At 67.8% G+C, this 4687-nt stretch carries 7 protein-coding genes; 3 read left to right on the plus strand and 4 right to left on the minus strand.

Features of this window, described 5'->3' with window-relative positions:
• On the plus strand, positions 1-852 hold an 852-nt coding region (locus LPZ50_RS21940; protein WP_230664930.1), incomplete at its 5' end, for a Bug family tripartite tricarboxylate transporter substrate binding protein.
• 9 nt (positions 853-861) lie between these two features.
• On the opposite strand, the gene LPZ50_RS21945 is transcribed toward LPZ50_RS21940, so the two are convergent.
• Positions 862-1329 (minus strand): CopD family protein, encoded by a 468-nt coding sequence (locus LPZ50_RS21945; RefSeq protein WP_230664932.1) that lies wholly within the window; start codon positions 1327-1329, stop codon positions 862-864.
• A 148-nt stretch (positions 1330-1477) separates the two neighbouring features.
• Between LPZ50_RS21945 and LPZ50_RS21950 the strand changes: the two genes are divergently transcribed.
• Positions 1478-1960: a YajQ family cyclic di-GMP-binding protein gene (locus LPZ50_RS21950; RefSeq protein ID WP_230664934.1), complete on the plus strand. Its 483-nt coding sequence runs from the start codon at positions 1478-1480 to the stop codon at positions 1958-1960.
• A 79-nt stretch (positions 1961-2039) separates the two neighbouring features.
• Positions 2040-2420 carry a hypothetical protein gene (locus LPZ50_RS21955; protein ID WP_230664936.1) on the plus strand — a complete coding sequence of 127 codons (381 nt, stop codon included), beginning with the start codon at positions 2040-2042 and terminating at the stop codon, positions 2418-2420.
• A 204-nt stretch (positions 2421-2624) separates the two neighbouring features.
• On the opposite strand, the gene hutG is transcribed toward LPZ50_RS21955, so the two are convergent.
• The 3 genes from hutG to LPZ50_RS21970 form a co-directional block, all read right to left on the minus strand.
• Positions 2625-3422 (minus strand): N-formylglutamate deformylase, encoded by a 798-nt coding sequence (gene hutG, locus LPZ50_RS21960; RefSeq protein WP_230664937.1) that lies wholly within the window; start codon positions 3420-3422, stop codon positions 2625-2627.
• Positions 3423-3461: 39 nt separating this feature from the next.
• The gene (locus tag LPZ50_RS21965; protein ID WP_230664939.1) at positions 3462-4166 is read right to left on the minus strand and encodes an SDR family oxidoreductase; all 705 of its coding nucleotides are present in this window, start codon (positions 4164-4166) and stop codon (positions 3462-3464) included.
• A gap of 61 nt (positions 4167-4227) precedes the next feature.
• A partial coding sequence (locus LPZ50_RS21970; protein WP_230664941.1) for an EamA family transporter occupies positions 4228-4687 on the minus strand: 460 nt, incomplete at its 5' end.

Genomic DNA, 4687 nt, shown 5'->3' on the forward strand with positions numbered 1-4687 from the left:
GGCGGCGGCGACACGCTGGCGCGCCTGGTGGCCGACCCCCTGGGCCGCGAACTGGGCCAGCCCATCGTGGTCGAGAACCGGCCGGGCGCCGGCGGCAATATCGGCACCTCTATCGGCGCGCGCGCCAATCCCGACGGCTACACGCTGACCTACGGAACCAACGGCACCCAGGCCACCAACCACTGGCTGTACAAGACGCCCGGTTATACCCCGCAGGACTTCGAGCCGATTTCGCGCTTCACCACGATCGCCGCGGTGCTGGTGGTCAACGGCAACGATCAGCGCTTCCAGTCGCTGGCGCAACTGCTGGACTATGCCAAGCAACATCCCGGCGAACTGACCTGTGGGTCGGCCGGCAACGGCACTTCGTCGCACCTGGCCTGTGAACTGCTGAAACAGATGGCGGGCGTGCAATTGATGCACATCCCGTACAAGGGCGGCGCGGCGGCCATGACCGACCTGCTGGGCGGCCGCATTTCCTTGCTGATCGACGTCATGCCCAACGTGGCCGGCCAGATCCAGGCCGGCAAGCTGCGCGCCCTGGCCGTGACCACGCCCGAGCGGGTGGCCTCGCATCCGGACATTCCCACCATCGACGAAAGCGGCGTGAAGGGCTACGGCTTCTTCGCCTGGGACGGCCTGTATGCCCCGAAGGGTACGCCGCCCCAGATGCTGGACGCATTGAACGCCGCGGTGCGCCGCACGCTGGAGCGGCCCGAAGTGCGCCAGGCCCTTGAGTCGCGCGGCGCCATGCCGGCGGCAACCTCGCGCAGCGACCTGGCGGCATTCGGCGCGCAGGAATACGAACGCCTGGGCAAGGTCGTGCGCACCGCGGGCGCGGCCATCGACTGAAGCAGGCCTTCAGCCCAGCATCACCACGGCCACCACCAGCAGGCCCAAGGCCAGGTTGACCGCCACCCAGGTCTTCACCGACCCCATGGCGGCGCCGGCCGCGGGCCATTCCTGCGCCTGCACGGCCCGCGCCAGCCGCGGATACAGCGCATAGCGGATGTGGCCGAAAATGACCGTCATGAGCAGCCCCAGGACGGCCATGGCCATCCAGGACGGCGGCATGTGGAAGCTGCCGCCGGACTCGGCCGCCTGGCGGGCCGAGCGGCCTATCATCCAGGCGCCGCTGCCTAGCGCCACCACCACGGCCCAGGCTACCGCGTTCAGGAAGCGCCCCAGCACATCGCGCATCAGGCCCAGCTTCTGGGGCGGCGCCAGCGGCGCGACGGCGGGACGCAGGAAACAGAACGCGAAGATCATGCCGCCCACCCACAGGATGACGGCCAGGACATGCGCGAGTTTCAGTACGTTGTAGAACATGGGCTTTCCCGGTAATGGCGGCCCCAGGGCGGGCCGTCCAGCCCGCATGATATCGCCGCTTGCGCGGCGCGCGTCAAAACGACATAAACTGCATGGATGCGCCGGCGGCGGGAGGCCGCCGTTGATTGACTCTTTATAGGTTGCAACCATGCCCAGTTTCGACGTGGTTTCCGAAGTGGACAAGCACGAACTCAGCAATGCGGTCGACCAGGCCAACCGCGAGCTGGCGACCCGCTTCGATTTCAAAGGTACCGACGCCAAATTTGAACTCGAAGAGTTCGTGGTTACCCAGGTGGCGCCCAGCGCGTTCCAGCTGAAGCAGATGCTGGACATCCTGCGCGGCCGGATGTCGGCGCGCGGCATCGATGTGCGCTGCCTGGACGTGGCCGATCCCCTTGAAAACCTGGGCGGGGCCCGCCAGAAGGTCACGGTGCGCCAGGGCATTGAGCAGGCCGTGGCCAAGAAGCTGATCGCCGCCATCAAGGGCGCGAAGCTGAAAGTGGAAAGCCAGATCAACGGCGACAAACTGCGCGTCAGCGGCAAGAAGCGCGACGACCTGCAAGAGGCCATTGCCCTGCTGCGCAAAACCGACGTCGATCTGCCCCTGCAGTACCAGAACTTCCGCGACTGACACGGTTTTTCGCGGTTACGCGATCAAGCCGGGGCGGGGCGGACACCTGTCGCAGTATGCGTTTACCAAGGAGCAAGCCATGACTGTACGTATCGCCACCGCCCGCTGGGCCGCCATGCTGGCGGCCTGCGCCCTGTTCGCCGCCGCCGCGCACGCCCAGGCCCCCGTCAAGACCCAGGACGGCATGCTGGTCGACCAGGCCGGCATGACCCTATACACCTTCGACAACGACAGCGCCGGCAAGAGCGTGTGCAACGACGGTTGCGCCAAGGCCTGGCCGCCGCTGGCCGCCGGCGCCGACGCCAAGCCGCAGGGCGACTACAGCATCGTCACCCGCGATGACGGATCCAAACAATGGGCCTACCAGGGCAAGCCCCTGTACCTGTTCGTGAAGGATGCCAAGCCCGGCGACAAGCAGGGCGACAACGTCAAGAGCGTCTGGCACATCGTCAAGCCTTGAGCGGCTTGACCAGGGGTCTGGCTCCCGTAGGGTGCCTGACCCCGTCGGGTCGAACCTGTGCCCCCATCGGTGTCTGACACCCTGCGGGAGTCAGACACCTAAAACGGGGCGCCCCGAATCCGGGACGCCGCGGAGCCGGCTTTGCCGGTCCGCCAGCGTCGCCCCCTTGAGGGGGGAGCGCGCAGCGCTACGGGGGTGGGCCCTTTACTCCGGCCGCCACGCCAGCAAGGCGTCGACCAGTGTTCGCAGCACGCGCACCAGGCCGGCGGCGCGCTGCGGGTCCCAGTTGTAGGGCTCGCTTTCCGTCATGTAGGCTTCGAGCGCCATTTCCAGCTGCACGGCGTGGTAGCCGCGCTGCGGCTGGCCATAGTGGCGGGTGATCCAGCCGCCCTTGAAGCGGCCGTTGACCACGTGGCTGAACTCGGGCGCCGTGGCCAGAGCGGCCACGGCCGCCTGCTGCAGCGCGGGCGCGCAACTGGCCCCGTCGGCGGTGCCCAGATTCAGGTCGGGCAGCCGGCCTTCGAAGAATCGCTCGCAGCGCGAGATGATGGAATGGCCGTCCAGCAGCACCACGTAGCCATGCTGTGCATGCACCCGCTGCAGCTCGGCGGCCAATTGCGCATGGTAGGGGTCGAAATACTGGCGGCGGCGCGCCGCCACGTCCAGCAGCGGGTGGCCGGCCGAGCCTTCGCTCCAGACCGGTCCGCCGTCGAAACGGCCGGTGGGGCACAGTTCGGTGTTGGACGCGCCCGGATACAGGATGCCGCCTTCAGGGTCGCGGTTCAGGTCGACGACATAGCGCGAATGCGTGGCGGCCATCAGGGTCACGCCCAGGCCGCGCGCGAAGTCGTACAGCCGGTCCACGTGCCAGTCGGTATCCGGCACGCCCAGGGCGGGGGGCGTCATCAGGGGCCGCAGCTCGGTGGGCACCCAGGTGCCCACGTGCGGAATGTTGATGACCAGCGGCGCATCGCCGCGGGTAAGAGTGTAGAGCGTGGTCATGCGGCAAGACTCTTGCAAAGGAAATGAAAGGAAGGGGCGCTATACCGATCGCGTAATGCCCCCGTCGATGCGGATGTTCTGCCCGGTGATATAGCTGGACTTGTCCGAAGCCAGGAAGGCGATCAGGTCGGCCACTTCGTCCGAGCGCCCGTAGCGTCCCATGGGGATGCGCACGCGGCGGTCGTCTTTTTCGGGCAGGCTGTCGATGAAGCCGGGCAGCACGTTGTTCATGCGGACATTGTCGGCCGCGTATTCGTCGGAAAACACCTTGGTGAAGGCGGCCAGGCCGGCACGGAACACGCCCGACGTGGGGAACAGCGCCTCGGGCTCGAAGGTGGCGTAGGTGGAAATGTTCACGATAGAGCCGCTGCGCTGCTGGCGCATGATGGGCGCCACCAGGCGGGTAATGCGTACCACGTTCAGCAGGTAGTATTCCATGCCCAGCTGCCAGTCGGCGTCGGGGATGTCCAGCAGCTTGCCCTTCGGGCCGTGCCCGGCGCTATTGACCACCGCGTCGATGCGGCCCCAGCGCTGCATGGCGCCATCGACCAGCCGCGCGATGTCGTCCGGGTTCAGGTTGGATCCGGTAACGCCCAGCCCGCCCAGTTCACCGGCCAGGGCCTCGCCCTTGCCCGACGATGAAAGAATGGCGATGCCGAAGCCTTCTTCGGCCAGCTTGCGCGCCGCGGCGGCGCCCATGCCGCTGCCTCCGGCGGTGATCAATGCAACCTTTTCTGTGGACATGTCTGGTTCCTTGTAAGGGGTTGGCGGCTTGCGCGCGCCTGCCGGGCCATCATAAACCCGCCTACGATGGCCTGCCGCGGCGTGGGGCGCCACCGCTGTCCGCTTGCCTGCCGCCGCCGGCCGTGATGCCGGCCGATGCCGCCACGATGGCGGCCACCGCCGCCCATTGCATGCCGGACAGGGCCTCGCCCAGGAACAGCAGGCCCGACAAGGCGGCCAGCACGGGTTCCAGGCTGAGCAGGGTGCCGAACATGCGCACGGGCATGCGGCCCAGCACCACGATTTCCAGGGCATAGGGCAGCGAACTGGAGAGAATGGCCACGCCGACGGCCAGGGGAATGATGTGCGCCGAAAACATGGCCGGGCCGGCATGGGCCAGGCCGAAAGGCAGCGCGATCAGGGCCGCCACCGTGGCGGCCAGCGCCAGGGTGTGGGGGCCATGGCGCACGCTGGCCTGCCGGCCGAACACGATGTACAGGGCCCAGCACAGGCCCGCCGCCAGCGCGTAGGCCATGCCGGCG

Origin of the sequence: Bordetella petrii, from assembly GCF_020991325.1 — a bacterium.
Taxonomy (GTDB): Bacteria; Pseudomonadota; Gammaproteobacteria; order Burkholderiales; family Burkholderiaceae_B; genus Bordetella_A; species Bordetella_A petrii_E.